The 14,965-nt window shown below is 51.9% G+C and carries 13 protein-coding genes; 5 read left to right on the top strand and 8 right to left on the bottom strand.

Features of this window, described 5'->3' with window-relative positions:
• Positions 1-22: 22 nt before the first annotated feature.
• From H2P46_RS20525 to rpmH, 8 genes are all read right to left on the bottom strand, one after another.
• The gene (locus tag H2P46_RS20525) at positions 23-775 is read right to left on the bottom strand and encodes a 4'-phosphopantetheinyl transferase family protein (RefSeq protein ID WP_193406671.1); all 753 of its coding nucleotides are present in this window, start codon (positions 773-775) and stop codon (positions 23-25) included.
• Positions 776-914: 139 nt separating this feature from the next.
• Positions 915-1,949, bottom strand: a complete 1,035-nt coding sequence (locus tag H2P46_RS23290) for a methyl-accepting chemotaxis protein (RefSeq protein WP_193406672.1) — start codon at positions 1,947-1,949, stop codon at positions 915-917.
• Between the two features lie 392 nt (positions 1,950-2,341).
• On the bottom strand, positions 2,342-2,932 hold the full coding sequence (locus H2P46_RS20535) for a malonic semialdehyde reductase (RefSeq protein WP_193406673.1): 591 nt from the start codon (positions 2,930-2,932) through the stop codon (positions 2,342-2,344).
• 331 nt (positions 2,933-3,263) lie between these two features.
• Positions 3,264-4,628, bottom strand: coding sequence for a tRNA uridine-5-carboxymethylaminomethyl(34) synthesis GTPase MnmE (gene mnmE, locus H2P46_RS20540; RefSeq protein WP_193406674.1), 1,365 nt, complete (start codon positions 4,626-4,628; stop codon positions 3,264-3,266).
• Positions 4,629-4,720: 92 nt separating this feature from the next.
• Complete coding sequence (gene yidC / locus H2P46_RS20545; protein ID WP_193406675.1) at positions 4,721-6,367, bottom strand: membrane protein insertase YidC; 1,647 nt, start codon at positions 6,365-6,367, stop codon at positions 4,721-4,723.
• Between the two features lie 2 nt (positions 6,368-6,369).
• On the bottom strand, positions 6,370-6,627 hold the full coding sequence (gene yidD, locus H2P46_RS20550) for a membrane protein insertion efficiency factor YidD (RefSeq protein WP_193406676.1): 258 nt from the start codon (positions 6,625-6,627) through the stop codon (positions 6,370-6,372).
• On the bottom strand, positions 6,591-6,950 hold the full coding sequence (gene rnpA, locus H2P46_RS20555) for a ribonuclease P protein component (RefSeq protein ID WP_193406677.1): 360 nt from the start codon (positions 6,948-6,950) through the stop codon (positions 6,591-6,593). Before rnpA ends, yidD begins: the two co-directional genes overlap by 37 nt.
• Before the next feature lie 14 nt (positions 6,951-6,964).
• Positions 6,965-7,105: a 50S ribosomal protein L34 gene (rpmH, locus tag H2P46_RS20560; protein ID WP_015369029.1), complete on the bottom strand. Its 141-nt coding sequence runs from the start codon at positions 7,103-7,105 to the stop codon at positions 6,965-6,967.
• Between the two features lie 596 nt (positions 7,106-7,701).
• On the opposite strand from rpmH, the gene dnaA reads away from it, so the two are divergent.
• The 5 genes from dnaA (at position 7,702) to yidA (ending at position 14,947) form a co-directional block, all read left to right on the top strand.
• Entirely contained in the window at positions 7,702-9,108 is a 1,407-nt protein-coding gene (gene dnaA, locus H2P46_RS20565) for a chromosomal replication initiator protein DnaA (protein ID WP_193406678.1), read from the top strand.
• Positions 9,109-9,112: 4 nt separating this feature from the next.
• On the top strand, positions 9,113-10,213 hold the full coding sequence (dnaN, locus tag H2P46_RS20570; RefSeq protein WP_193406679.1) for a DNA polymerase III subunit beta: 1,101 nt from the start codon (positions 9,113-9,115) through the stop codon (positions 10,211-10,213).
• A gap of 168 nt (positions 10,214-10,381) precedes the next feature.
• Positions 10,382-11,467, top strand: coding sequence for a DNA replication/repair protein RecF (recF, locus tag H2P46_RS20575; RefSeq protein WP_193406680.1), 1,086 nt, complete (start codon positions 10,382-10,384; stop codon positions 11,465-11,467).
• 17 nt (positions 11,468-11,484) lie between these two features.
• Entirely contained in the window at positions 11,485-13,893 is a 2,409-nt protein-coding gene (gene gyrB / locus H2P46_RS20580) for a DNA topoisomerase (ATP-hydrolyzing) subunit B (protein WP_193406681.1), read from the top strand.
• A gap of 247 nt (positions 13,894-14,140) precedes the next feature.
• On the top strand, positions 14,141-14,947 hold the full coding sequence (gene yidA, locus H2P46_RS20585) for a sugar-phosphatase (protein WP_193406682.1): 807 nt from the start codon (positions 14,141-14,143) through the stop codon (positions 14,945-14,947).
• The last annotated feature ends 18 nt before the right edge of the window (positions 14,948-14,965 follow it).

The following is a 14,965-nucleotide window of genomic DNA, read 5'->3' on the forward strand; positions in this document are numbered from 1 at the left end:
GTTTATCCTGAGAGCCGCCGGTTTATATCGCAGGATGAAAACGCCTTTCTTCAGGCAGGCTGGTCAGGCGCAGAGCGCACGGACCAATATTGGGTTTGTTCACTTCTACTTCACGTAGCGCGCGCCATTGATGTGCGCTGTCCATTTCCCATAAGTGCAAACGCTGCGTCGCAGACGACAAGGCGCAGGCCCAAACCAGTGTCGGCTCGGCATCGCATACCACCTGAATATCTGGATAAAGCGTCGAGCGTAAACGGCCCGCACCAGGCAGCAAACGCAACGAATCCAGCCCGTTCTCACCTTCACCGGTTAATTTCAGGATGCTCTGACGCAGCGTCCAGATTTGCGTCACCGCTTCCATAAAATCCTGCTGGGCATTAATCCAGGCGATCTCCCCGGATGTTAATCCCTGCATTAGCTGCTCCTGCTTCTGGCGGCTATGAGCACGCACAATCTCCACGTCCAGTCCGGCACGTTCACCCTCTTCTGCCAACAATACGCCGACCATATTTCCCGCATAAGCGATGCTAAAATCCGGCAGATCGTTATCGGCAAAGGCTGGCCGGCCATTGCAATGCGTGATCAAGGGGGGAAGAGAGTTAATGCCATATACGCGTAGCATCAATTGTGCCAGCAACGCACGCGCCGCAAGAAAGCGTTCGCCGCGACGCCGATCGGCAAAGCCTTGCGCGGCGTCGATGACATTTTGAGGCATACGCAGGTTCCCGACTGGAAAACCGGAATCGCTCGTCCAACGTACAAAATGCCCAGCCATCTGTCGCTCCGTGAAAATGGTCAGATAATCATCAGCTGCATTGTAAGAATTTCCTGAACTTATTGCATCCAGCACAGTGCAGAATGAGACTATTCGGAAAAGATGACCATTATTTGGGAGCAAGCCACAGGCGACGTAATTACCCCTGTCGCTGCTCAATCACACCATACCAACCCAATCCTTTATAGCTTTCATAACCGGGCGTCAGCGCAAAGGAAACGTTGCGGCCTGGCTCGGGTTGCCAGCTGCCCGAGAGCTTGCCGCCGGTATTCAATGGATAGCGATCGCCAATCTTAGCCAGCGGATCGGAGCTGGCGATCACCCGATACTGTGAGTCGAGAATCATGCAGCGTGAGCGGCTCCACTCTTCTTTACTGAGACGCACGCTGTTGACCACTGCTTGCGCCTGAGGAGCCCAGTCAAAGAAAATCAGCAGAGCGCCTGTCACGCGCCCGTTGTTCTCGCCGTGTTCACGAATTGCCGTGGCGTAGGTCGCCACAGCAGCATCACGCAACTGGGGCAAAGTAGTAATATCGGCTGCCACGTAATCTGCTCCGCTGCGTAACTTTATAGCATCACGAAATACCGAAAGGTGACTGATATTTTGCTGACGTAGCGAATAGCGATCGCTACGTCCGTTAGCCAGCACGTTGCCTTGCGTATCCGTGATCCAGATGTCGAGATACACGGTATAGCTGTCGAGAATCACTCCCAGACGCTGCGCCGCATATTCACGTGCCTCGTTACTGGCTTCGCTAGTGCAGTTGACAACTGCCGCATCGGTCGCCCACCAGCGTACGTCACAAGAGCGTTCATACAGATTACGATCGATAATATCGATCATATTGAGGGCTAAATCGGTGCAGCGATGGCTGTCGTGCGCCTGGATCTGATTAATCATCACGTCACCTAACGCCGTCAGGTGCGACAACGATCCCGCTAGCTCACGGTTGAGGCTCTGCGTAATATCACCGATGGTGGTGGAAACCTGTTTGACCTGGTTCGCTACCACGGCAAAACCGCGTCCGGCCTCACCGGCACGCGCGGCTTCAATTAAAGCATTGAGTGCCAAAATTGTGGTTTCACGGTTGATGTCATTAATATCATCAATTTTAGCTTCCGCCATTTTACGAATGGCATAACTTAATTCGACTATTTCGCGAGGATTGGTCATGGCTATTCAGCCCTCTGATAATGAATAAAGAGGCAAGCCGCTAAGCGCTGGCACATTAAACTGGCAACGTCAGATAAATAAAGAGTTATTTGCCCGCTAGTATAATCACGAAGCTAATTAGCTGTCAGTACGAAGTTTTTCTAGCTAATTGAAATTTGGCTTAAGGTGAAACGACGGAAATCTATTTTTTTCAGTATCAATTAATTGCCAGACATATGTTTTTCATATGGATACCGGCATGTTTACAGATCCGCAAAATGATAACTGATGAGCCAGTGAATAAATTAGTACGGATATATCGCGAATTGAAAGCGGGAGAGAAAAGGAAACACTGCAATTTGCATTAATTTCCACAGATTTGCGCCGCGAATAATATCGCGGCGCAAATCTTATTAAGCGAATTTACAAGCCTGATCAAAACTAAGGCGCGGTAAACGTGAATGCAATTTACTGCCGTTACCATAGCCCAGATTAATAAGCAGGTTGACCTGCCATTTGCTGTCAGAGAAGAAAGCGTCATTCACCTTCTTCGGATCGAAACCGGACATCGGGCCCGCATCCAACCCCAACGAACGTGCCGCAAGAATCAGATAACCGGCCTGCAAACTACTGTTACGAAATGCCGTCTCTTTTGCCAGATTCGGGCTGCTGGTAAACCAGCTACGCGCATCGCCATGTGGAAACAGCGCAGGCAAATGCTCATAAAATTCGCTGTCCCAGGCAATAATCACCGTCGCGGGCGCGGCCATGGTTTTTTCCAGGTTGCCGGAAGAAAGCGCCGGTTTTAATTTCTCTTTGCCTTCAGCGGAGGTGACAAATACAAAGCGTCCCGGCGAACAGTTAGCCGAAGTCGGGCCAAGTGCGGTTAGCGCGTAGAGCTGTTCCAACACGGCTGCGTCAATCGGTTTATCCTGCCAGTAGCTGTGAGTGCGAGCGTCGTTAAACAACCTGTCTAATGCGGCGGTATCGAGCGGATTACTCATTCTCCATTCCTTATTAAAAGCAAAATAAAGGTTAATGTTTATCACCAATAACAGATTCGCCGGGGCCAGCCGGTACGCGTTTGCTTTTACCGGGTAAACCTACGCTATCAGCGCACTGAACAGACTAGACACTACCCATAGCGGTAAGAGAATCGTCAGGCCAAGGCAATAACCGTTATACTGCAATGTATCGACGCAGTCAAACAGCATTGTTGCCTCATTTCACTTTTTCAATATGGCAAAACCGCCTTTAATAGCGGCCTGTTAACGCTCCGTTCGCTGTCGGGCAGAGTTTATGTCTTTATGCCATCACCACACAGTGCAGGGAATATTACTTCCCGATGCAGAAGCTGGAGAAAATGCGCCCCAGCAGATCGTCTGAAGTAAACTCGCCGGTGATTTCACTCAATGCCTGCTGTGCGAGGCGCAACTCTTCAGCCAGTAGCTCTCCCGCCCAGGCACCCAGCAGCTGTTCTTTGCCCTGAAGTAAGTGAGTAGCCGCTAACTCCAGAGCTTGCAGATGACGACGGCGTGCCAGGAATCCACCTTCCACATTGCCAGCAAAACCCATGGTGTGCTTCAGATGATTACGCAGCGCATCGATACCTGCACCGGTACGTGCCGATAAGCGAATAAGTGAGTGACCATTTACTTCGGTTAACCCCAGCGTTTCTCCTGTCATATCGGCCTTATTTCGCACCACGGTAATCGGCAACTCAGCCGGTAAGCGGGACACAAAATCGGGCCATATCGCCGCAGCTTCCGTTGCATCGGTCGTGGTGCCATCCACCATAAACAACACGCGATCGGCCTGCTCAATTTCATGCCAGGCACGTTCAATCCCGATACGTTCAACTTCATCGCTGGCTTCACGTAAGCCCGCCGTATCAATGACATGCAGCGGCATACCGTCGATATGGATATGCTCACGCAAGACATCACGTGTAGTACCGGCAATGTCGGTGACAATGGCAGCTTCTCGTCCTGCCAGCGCATTTAACAGGCTGGATTTACCCGCGTTAGGGCGACCAGCAATCACCACTTTCATCCCTTCACGCAGCAGGCTGCCTTGACGCGCTTCGGCACGTACGCTGTCGAGATCGCCGATTACCGTATTTAGCTGCGCTTCAATTTTGCCGTCAGACAGGAAGTCTATTTCCTCATCCGGGAAATCAATCGCAGCTTCCACATAGATTCGCAGGTGAGTAAGCGCTTCCACAAGTTGGTTAATGCGGGTAGAAAACGCCCCCTGTAATGAGTTAACCGCAGAACGGGCCGCCTGCTCGGAGCTGGCATCGATCAGATCCGCAATCGCTTCGGCCTGAGCTAAATCCAGCTTGTCGTTCAAAAAGGCGCGCTCAGAAAATTCGCCCGGTTGCGCAATGCGCACGCCCGGCAGCGCGACGATGCGTTTCAGCAACAAATCGAGGATCACCGGGCCGCCATGGCCTTGCAGTTCCAGCACATCTTCACCGGTAAAAGAGTTCGGACCGGGAAACCACAGCGCGATACCCTGATCCAGTATGCGGCCATCGGCGTCGTTGAACGGTAAATAGTCGGCATAGCGCGGTTTAGGCAGCTTGCCCAGCACCTGCTGCGCGACTTCAGCAGCACGCGTGCCAGAAATACGCAGAATACCTACACCGCCGCGTCCGGGAGGCGTTGCCTGGGCAACGATAGTCTCGCTGTGGCTCATAAATTCTCTCTCACTACAAAAAACAAAAGGCGGTCACTTTGACCGCCTCAGAATAGACCGTTTCAATGCGGGATGTCTCCCGCCTAACTGTCTTATGCTTTCTTCTTGTCGCGGCTGTGCAGGCCACGTTTTTCCAGGCCGCGATAGATCAGCTGCTGCTGGATGATGGTTACCAGGTTACTGACGATGTAGTACAGCACCAGACCTGAAGGGAACCACAGGAAGAACACGGTAAAGATAACCGGCATAAACGTCATGATTTTCTGCTGCATCGGATCGGTCACGGTGGTCGGTGACATCTTCTGAATGAAGAACATCGTCACCCCCATCAGGATCGGCAGGATGTAATACGGGTCCTGTGCCGACAAGTCATGAATCCACAGTGCGAATGGCGCATGGCGCAATTCTATCGATCCCATCAGCATATAATACAGCGCAAGGAAGATAGGCATCTGAATAACTAACGGCAGGCAGCCACCCAGTGGGTTCACCTTCTCCGTTTTGTACAGCGCCATCATTTCCTGGCTCATCTTCTGCTTATCTTCATCTAAACGCTCACGCATGGCCTGGATTTTCGGCTGCAGCATGCGCATTTTCGCCATCGAGGTGTACTGCGCTTTGGTCAGCGGGTACATAATGCCGCGCACGATGAAGGTGATTACGATAATGGAGAAGCCCCAGTTACCGATAAAGCTGTGCAGGAATTTCAGCAGTTTAAACAGTGGCTGAGAGATGAACCACAACCAGCCGTAATCTACAGTCAGATCCAGATGCGGCGCAATGGCAGCCATCTTGTCCTGAATTTCCGGTCCAACCCACAGCGTAGCGCCCAGGTCCTGCTGCGAACCGGCGGCAATCGTCACGGGGGCTGATTTGTAACCCACCGCGGCAATACCGTTACCCAGATTGCTGGTATAAAGCGAATTGCTGCCTTCGGTACGCGGCACCCATGCAGTCGCAAAATACTGCTGCAACATTGCCACCCAACCATGGTTGGTGGTGATGTTCAGGTTCTCGTTATCCGCGATGGTATCGAATTTATACTTTTCGTATTTCTCATCGCTGGTCGAGTAAGCCGCACCACGGAAGGTGTGTAGAGCAAAGTTATTGCTGCCAGTATCGCGATGCTTAGGCAGGTCGATGGTTTGCTTTAACTGACCAAACAGCGACACTTCCAGCGGCTGTTGAGTGGTGTTGTTAATGTGATAATCCACGTTCACCGCAAAATCGCCACGCTTGAACACGAAGGTCTTGGTATAGACCACACCATTTTCGGCGGTGTAGGTCATTGGTACGCGCAGCTCGGTCTGACCGTCGGCCAGTTCGAAATGATCCTGCGTTGTGGTGAACAACGGTCGCGCACCGTTGTTCGGATTATCCGGGCCGTTACGACCGGTTAACCCGCTCTGCGCCTGGTAAACAAAGCCTGGCGTGGTTTCAAGCAGCTGGAATGGCTGATCAGAACCCAGTTTGTCCGAGTACGTCAGCAGCTGAGCTTGCTCAACATCACCACCGCGAGTGTTGATATTTAATGACAGGACATCGGTCTTAACGGTGATCGTTTTGCCCTGACCGCTGGCCGGCACACCCTGACTGGCGGCATCACCCGTTGTGCTGTTCGTATTTTGCGTGGTCTGGGTCTGCTGCGGCTGCGGAGCGTGGTCCGTCTGCCAGGCTTGCCAGATCATGAAAGACACGAACAGAAAAGCGATGAGGAAGAGATTGCGTTGCGAATCCATCGTTAATGTTCTCTGGTATCAAAGGTTTTTGGCGGCACAGGATCGTCACCACCCGGGTTCAAAGGGTGGCATTTTAATACGCGTTTTAATGTCAACCAACTGCCTTTTAACATCCCAAACCTGCGTAATGCCTCAATTCCGTATTGAGAGCAGGTCGGATGGAACCGACAGTGTGGTCCCAGTAATGGGCTAATAACGCGTTGATAGACGCGTATCAGGACGATCAGGAGCCGCGCGCCAGGCGACAGTGACGACGCCATAATTTCTCCAACGCTTCCGCCAACGTACGGTTATCGAGATCGGCAATCCCTTTTTTCGCTACCACGACAAAATCCATCGCGGGTAATTCATGCTGTCGCAGGCGAAAGCTTTCGCGGGTCAATCGCTTGATCCGGTTGCGTTCGTGAGCGCGTTTAACATGTTTTTTAGCGACGGTCAGACCGATGCGGGGATGCCCCAGCGCGTTAAGGCGGCCGAGAATAGTAATTTGCGGCGTGCCAGCCCGTTGTGGCTGCTGGAAGACGAAAGTGAAATGAGTGGGAGTTAACAAGCGTAACTCCCTGGGAAATGCGAGCTTACCCATCAGGGTTAGCTTTATTACTTAGAAACGGTCAGACGAGCACGGCCTTTAGCACGACGACGTGCCAAAACCTGACGACCATTTTTATTTGCCATACGAGCACGGAAGCCGTGTGAACGGTTGCGCTTCAGTACGGACGGTTGAAAAGTGCGTTTCATGGCGATTTCTACCTAAACTTGAAAATTTCACTGGGTGACGCGTTATTGGGCCAGTATTTCGACCAACGCCTCAATGTGTCTTTAATAAAGAGGCGGGATTGTAATAATTGTACAGTCCAGAGTCAATTTACTTCGCTATTCACGGTACCTGGAAGCCCGGATACAGCCCGCTGAGTCCGGGCATTGGGCATAGCGCGACAAAGCCGGGTGACGAATTATACGGGCTCCGCACCAAAGCGCAAGGATCGCCCAGGATCTTATTGCGATCAGATTGCAGGATCTTGCGGGCAAAACGAGAAGCTGCCAGAAAAATCGCATCATTCAGCCTGATCCCTGCTGGTTTTTTCCACAGCTCGGGTAAACTTCACTTCGCGCCCTTCGCCTGTGGATAAAAAGGATCAAAACTGTGTAGAAAGGGGAGATCTCTGGCGCGCTTTGCGCTATGATCCGCCCTTCCTCTGACGATCCTCCCGGGATTGCAGGATGGAAAACCGCTGATAGCGGTCGCAGACGCTTTCTTTCGTCTGTGTCAAATATGAACGTTTCTTAGTCTAGCGCCTACTATTCTTATCGAATTTGTACGAGTGGAGTCCGCCGTGTCACTTACGCTTTGGCAACAGTGTCTTGCCCGTTTGCAGGATGAGCTTCCCGCCACCGAATTCAGCATGTGGATTCGTCCGCTGCAGGCTGAGTTAAACGACAATACGCTTGCCTTGTATGCTCCAAATCGCTTCGTACTCGACTGGGTTCGGGATAAATACCTTAACAGCATCAATGCTTTACTAAACGAATTTTGTGGGCCAGATGTGCCTTTACTGCGTTTTGAAGTGGGCACACGTCCGGTTCAACACCCCGCAGCCATCAGCCAGCCTGTTATGGCCAGCGTGAGCACACCTGCTGCGCCTGTGCAGAGTCGTCCGGCACCGACACAAATTCTGCGTCCAAGCTGGGATAACGTCCCTGCTCCTGCCGACGTTACTTATCGGTCTAATGTGAATAACCGCCATAACTTCGACAACTTTGTCGAAGGTAAATCTAACCAGCTGGCGCGCGCGGCGGCACGCCAGGTGGCAGATAACCCAGGCGGGGCCTATAACCCCTTATTCCTTTATGGCGGGACCGGTTTAGGTAAAACGCACCTGCTGCATGCTGTCGGCAACGGCATCATCGCGCGTAAGCCAAATGCGAAAGTGGTTTACATGCATTCAGAACGTTTTGTGCAGGACATGGTAAAAGCGTTGCAAAACAACGCCATTGAAGAGTTTAAGCGCTACTACCGATCGGTTGACGCATTGCTTATTGATGACATCCAGTTCTTTGCCAATAAAGAACGTTCCCAGGAAGAGTTTTTCCATACCTTTAATGCATTATTAGAAGGCAATCAGCAGATCATCCTGACGTCAGATCGTTATCCTAAAGAGATCAATGGGGTTGAGGATCGCCTGAAATCGCGCTTTGGCTGGGGATTAACGGTCGCGATCGAGCCACCGGAGCTGGAAACGCGGGTGGCGATCCTGATGAAAAAAGCCGACGAAAACGATATTCGCCTGCCGGGTGAAGTGGCCTTTTTTATCGCTAAACGTTTGCGCTCAAACGTCCGTGAGCTGGAGGGCGCGCTGAATCGGGTCATTGCCAACGCCAATTTTACCGGCCGCGCCATTACTATCGATTTCGTGCGCGAAGCTTTGCGTGATTTGCTGGCGTTGCAGGAAAAGCTGGTCACCATCGATAATATTCAAAAGACGGTTGCTGAGTACTACAAAATCAAGGTTGCGGACCTGCTGTCTAAACGCCGGTCACGCTCAGTCGCGCGCCCACGCCAGATGGCAATGGCGATGGCGAAAGAGCTGACTAACCACAGCTTACCGGAAATCGGCGATGCGTTTGGTGGTCGCGACCATACCACGGTGCTTCATGCCTGCCGCAAGATTGAGCAACTGCGTGAAGAGAGCCACGATATTAAAGAAGATTTCTCTAATCTCATCAGAACATTATCTTCCTGACGCTATGAAATTTATTGTTGAACGTGAGCATTTACTAAAGCCGCTGCAACAAGTCAGCGGCCCGCTAGGAGGTCGCCCGACGCTGCCGATCCTTGGAAATCTGCTGATGCAGGTTAATGAAGGATCGTTATTGCTGACCGGCACCGATTTAGAAATGGAGATGGTGGCGCGCGTAGCATTAACGCAAGCGCATGAGCCGGGTGCCACCACCGTTCCAGCGCGGAAATTCCTCGACATCTGTCGTGGTTTACCGGAAGGCGCGGAAATTAACGTCACGCTGGAAGGCGATCGCATGTTAGTGCGTTCGGGACGTAGCCGCTTTTCGCTATCGACTCTGCCAGCCAGCGATTTCCCGAATCTGGATGACTGGCAAAGCGAAGTGGAGTTTACGCTGCCACAGGCCACGCTGAAACGCCTGATCGAAGCGACGCAGTTCTCAATGGCGCATCAGGATGTGCGTTATTACCTCAACGGCATGATGTTTGAAACCGAAGGTGAAGAGCTGCGCACCGTTGCAACTGATGGTCACCGTTTAGCCGTTTGCTCTATGCCTGTTGGACAAGCTTTACCGAGCCATTCGGTGATTGTGCCACGTAAAGGCGTTATTGAATTGCTCCGTCTGCTGGATGGGGGAGAAACGCCGCTCCAGGTGCAGATTGGGAGCAGCAATATTCGCGCCCACGTTGGTGAATTTATTTTCACCTCAAAACTGGTTGATGGTCGTTTCCCTGATTATCGCCGCGTATTGCCAAAGAACCCCGACAAAATACTGGAAGCGGGTTGTGACGTGTTAAAGCAAGCCTTTGCCCGTGCGGCCATTCTCTCTAATGAGAAGTTCCGCGGTGTGCGTCTGTATATCACTGAAAACCAGTTGAAAATTACGGCGAATAATCCTGAACAGGAAGAAGCCGAAGAGATGCTGGACGTCTCCTACAATGGTAGCGAACTGGAAATTGGTTTTAACGTCAGTTATGTGCTGGATGTGCTCAACGCGCTGAAGTGCGAAAATGTCCGTTTGCTGCTGACTGATTCCGTATCCAGCGTGCAGATCGAAGACGTCGCCAGTCCGTCAGCGGCCTATGTCGTGATGCCAATGCGGTTGTAGAAAATATCGGCCTGGCTTACTTGCCAGTCTGGTCCCGGGCAGTGCTCGTCCCTGGTCACATACTTCAGTATGCTCCCAGGTTCTGTGCGCTGGCCGTAACCAGACTGGCTACGCCGCCGGGCCTGGATTGCAAATGTTAGGTAAAATCCCCTTCAAGCTGGATTCAATATGGCTTTAACCCGCCTCCTGATTAAAGATTTTCGCAACATTGAACAGGTTGATTTAGCGCTCGCGCCGGGATTTAACTTTCTGGTCGGTGCCAACGGCAGCGGGAAAACCAGCGTGCTGGAAGCGATTTATACCCTCGGACATGGCCGCGCCTTTCGCAGTCTGCAAGCCGGGCGCGTCATTCGCCACGATCAGGCTGCGTTTATTCTGCATGGTCGCCTGGAAGGTAAAGAGCGAGAGTTATCGGTGGGATTGACCAAAAACCGCGCCGGGGAAAGTAAGGTGCGCATTGATGGCAGCGACGGGCATAAAGTCGCTGAACTCGCACAGCTGTTGCCGATGCAACTTATTACGCCCGAGGGCTTTACTTTACTCAACGGCGGCCCCAAATACCGTAGAGCCTACATTGACTGGGGCTGCTTCCATAACACACCCGGCTTTTTTACTGCCTGGAGTAATCTGCGGCGATTGTTAAAGCAGCGCAATGCCGCATTGCGTCAGGTATCGCGTTACAGCCAGATCCGACCCTGGGACCAGGAGCTGGTGCCACTGGCCGAACAAATCAGCCAGTGGCGAGCAGATTACAGCGCGGCGATTTCCGCTGAGATTACCGCCACCTGCGGTCAGTTTTTACCGGAATTTGAATTAGCCTTTTCATTCCAGCGCGGCTGGGACAAAGAGAGCAATTACGGCGAGCTGCTGGAACGCAATTTCGAGCGCGATCGCGCCTTAACTTACACCGCCAGCGGCCCGCACAAAGCAGATTTTCGCATTCGTGCTGAAGGGACGCCGGTAGAAGATTTACTCTCACGCGGCCAGTTAAAACTGCTGATGTGTGCATTACGTCTGGCGCAGGGCGAGTTCCTGACACGCCAGAGCGGACGCCGCTGTCTTTACCTGATTGACGACTTTGCTTCTGAGCTGGATGACAGCCGCCGCCGCCTGTTAGCGGAGCGGTTAAAAGCCACACAGGCGCAAGTATTTGTCAGCGCCATTTCTGCCGATCATGTAATCGACATGACTGACGAAAAGGGCAAGATGTTCCGCGTGGAACAAGGTAAAATAGCGGTTCAACCTGAAGATTAAATGAGCGAGAAACGTTGATGTCGAATTCTTATGACTCCTCAAGTATTAAAGTCCTGAAAGGGCTTGATGCGGTACGCAAGCGCCCGGGTATGTATATCGGCGATACGGATGACGGCACCGGTCTGCATCACATGGTATTCGAGGTCGTGGATAACGCAATCGACGAAGCGCTCGCCGGTCACTGTAGTGACATTATCGTGACCATTCACGCGGATAATTCCGTATCCGTACAAGATGATGGACGCGGTATTCCAACCGGCATTCACGAAGAAGAAGGTGTCTCTGCCGCTGAAGTTATCATGACGGTGCTGCATGCGGGCGGTAAGTTCGACGATAACTCTTATAAAGTTTCTGGCGGCCTGCATGGCGTGGGCGTTTCCGTCGTTAACGCCCTGTCAGAAAAGCTGGAGCTGACCATTCGCCGCGAAGGCAAAGTGCATCAGCAGATTTATCAGCATGGCGTGCCGCAGGCTCCGCTGACGGTTACCGGTGATACTGAAGCAACCGGTACGCGCGTGCGCTTCTGGCCAAGCCATCAAACCTTTACGAACGTCACCGATTTTGAATACGAGATTCTGGCGAAGCGCCTGCGTGAACTGTCATTCCTCAACTCAGGGGTGTCGATTCGTCTGGAAGACAAACGCGATGCGAAAAGCGACCATTTCCACTATGAAGGTGGCATCAAGGCGTTTGTTGAATACCTGAATAAAAACAAAACTCCGATTCACCCTACGGTGTTCTACTTCTCCACCGAAAAAGACGGTATCGGTGTTGAAGTGGCGTTGCAGTGGAACGATGGTTTCCAGGAAAACATTTACTGCTTTACTAACAACATTCCACAGCGTGACGGCGGTACGCACCTGGCGGGCTTCCGTGCAGCAATGACACGTACTCTGAATGCCTATATGGATAAAGAGGGCTACAGCAAAAAAGCCAAAGTCAGCGCTACTGGTGATGATGCGCGTGAAGGCCTGATTGCTGTAGTTTCGGTTAAAGTACCGGATCCAAAGTTCTCCTCGCAGACCAAAGACAAACTGGTTTCGTCCGAAGTGAAATCAGCCGTTGAGCAGCAGATGAACGAACTGCTGGCGGAATACCTGCTGGAAAACCCAGGCGACGCGAAAATTGTGGTAGGCAAAATCATTGATGCCGCACGGGCTCGCGAAGCAGCGCGCCGTGCGCGTGAGATGACCCGCCGTAAAGACGCGCTGGATCTGGCGGGTCTGCCAGGCAAACTGGCAGATTGTCAGGAGCGCGACCCGGCGTTATCAGAAATTTACCTGGTGGAGGGGGACTCCGCAGGCGGCTCGGCTAAACAGGGTCGTAATCGTAAAAACCAGGCCATCCTGCCGCTGAAGGGAAAAATCCTTAATGTTGAGAAAGCGCGCTTTGATAAAATGCTCTCCTCACAGGAAGTCGCAACGCTGATCACCGCGCTGGGTTGCGGCATTGGTCGTGATGAATACAACCCGGATAAACTGCGCTATCACAGCATTATCATCATGACCGATGCTGACGTGGACGGCTCACACATCCGTACCCTGCTGTTGACCTTCTTCTATCGTCAGATGCCGGAAATTGTCGAACGGGGTCACGTCTATATTGCGCAGCCGCCTTTGTACAAAGTGAAAAAAGGCAAGCAAGAGCAATACATCAAAGATGACGAAGCAATGGATCAATATCAAATTGCGATTGCTCTTGATGGCGCAACGCTGCACACCAATGCCAGCGCGCCGGCATTAGGCGGCGAACAGCTGGAAACGCTGGTGGCTGATTTCAACAGCACGCAGAAGATGATCAAACGTATGGAGCGCCGTTATCCGATCGCGCTCTTGCGTGCGCTGATTTATCACCCAACGCTGAGCGATTTGAATAACGAAGCTGACGTCACAGACTGGTTGAATAGTCTGGTTTCTTATCTGACCGAACGTGAAGCGCACGGGAGCACGTACTTTGCGAAGGTTCGCGAAAACCGTGAGCTTAACCTGTTTGAGCCGATTTTACGCGTCCGTACTCACGGCGTTGATACTGATTATCCGCTGGATGCTGAATTCATTCAGGGGCCAGAATACCATAAAATCTGCAACCTGGGCGATAAATTGCGTGGGTTGCTGGAAGAAGATGCGTTTATTGAACGTGGCGAACGTCGTCAACCGGTTGCCAGCTTCGAACAGGCGATTGAGTGGCTGGTGAAAGAGTCGCGTCGCGGCTTATCCGTGCAGCGCTATAAAGGTCTGGGCGAAATGAACCCAGAACAGCTGTGGGAAACCACCATGGATCCAGACAGCCGCCGTATGCTGCGCGTGACCATCAAGGATGCGATTGCTGCCGATCAGCTGTTCACGACGTTGATGGGCGATGCGGTTGAACCACGCCGCGCCTTCATTGAAGAGAACGCGCTGAAAGCGGCGAACATTGATATTTAATCGCTGATATTCAGTGAAATCACAAAACCCTTCTTTCATCAGAAGGGTTTTTTTATGTCCGCCATAACCGTTAACGCCCAACAGGCTGGGATAGCTATAACGGCTTTTTCAGGTCAGACAGCAATGAGGCTGAGCCTTGTCTGATCTGAAAACCGATTGATAAAGGTGTCGATAAACTGGTCAATGTGAGCTGAATCGCGCTAGCATTGGAACAAATGGAACCAACCCTGAGCCCTGCGAGGACGTTATGGCAATTAAACTGATAGCGATTGATATGGATGGCACGCTGCTCAACCCGCAGCATTTGATTACACCGGGCGTAAAATCTGCGATTGATCGTGCGCGTCAAAAAGGCGTGTCGATTGTGCTCGCAACCGGTCGACCCTTTGTTGGCGTGCAGCGTTATTTGATGGAGCTGGATCTTCAGGCGGGTCAATATTGCATCAGCAATAACGGTGCGCTCGTGCAGCGTGCAGAAGATGGCGAATGCGTGGCAGAAGTGACGTTAGCCTTTGAGGATTATCTCTACATTGAGCAGCTGGCACGCAAGCTGGGCGTGCATTTCCAGGCGTTCGATAAATCGCATCTCTACACGCCAAATAAAAATATCAGCGAATATACCATCCATGAAGCCAGCCTGACCGGCATTCCGGTGCGTTATCGCTCGGTGGAAGAAATGGATCGCGAAATGCGTTTTCCTAAGTTGATGATGGTTGATAAAGCAGATCTACTGAATGCTGCTGTAAAACGCTTACCCGCCTACGCGAAAGAGACCTATACCGTCCTGAAAAGCGCACCGTACTATCTCAAAATTCTCGATCGCCGCGTTAATAAAGGCCAGGGCGTAAAAATGCTGGCGGAAAAACTTGGCCTGAGGCCGGACGAAGTGATGGCAATTGGCGATCAGGAAAATGATCTGGCCATGATCGAATATGCGAGCACTGGCGTGGCAATGGGTAACGCCATTGAGTCGGTTAAAAACATCGCGCAGTTCGTGACGAAAACAAATATGGAAGATGGCGTGGCCCACGCTATTGAAGAATTAGTGCTTTAACTTTTCGGCGGCTCGCCG

It is taken from the genome of Mixta mediterraneensis, assembly GCF_014946725.1.
GTDB lineage: Bacteria > Pseudomonadota > Gammaproteobacteria > Enterobacterales > Enterobacteriaceae > Pantoea > Pantoea mediterraneensis.